At 61.8% G+C, this 306-nt stretch carries 1 protein-coding gene; it reads right to left on the reverse strand.

Going from position 1 to position 306, the window contains the following annotated elements; genetic code table 11:
• Positions 1-296 (reverse strand): cytidine deaminase (locus CUZ56_RS14865; RefSeq protein WP_204250935.1); only part of this gene is annotated, 296 nt, incomplete at its 3' end.
• Between the last annotated feature and the right edge of the window lie 10 nt (positions 297-306).

Raw genomic sequence — 306 nt, forward strand, 5'->3', positions numbered from 1 at the left:
CGCCCACACGGCATGATCGTCTCACCCATAGCGTCCACGCAGCAGAAGGCGAGAAGGTGCCCACCACCCCCGGCCACGAGGTCACTGATAAGCCCGCACTCTGCACACAAGGTGACGCCATAACCAGCGTTTTCCACATTGCATCCGACGACGACGCGACCATCCTCGGCAAGCCCGGCTGCTCCCACTGGGAAGTGGGAGTACGGCACGTAAGCTCGTTTCGTCAGTTCGTGAGCTCGACAGCGTAACGCGTCCCAGTCGACGTCCACGTCACTCCTTGATGTAAGGGGTGCCATCGGAGGCAGG

Source organism: Saezia sanguinis (assembly GCF_003991585.1).
In the GTDB taxonomy this organism is placed as follows: Bacteria; Pseudomonadota; Gammaproteobacteria; order Burkholderiales; family Burkholderiaceae_C; genus Saezia; species Saezia sanguinis.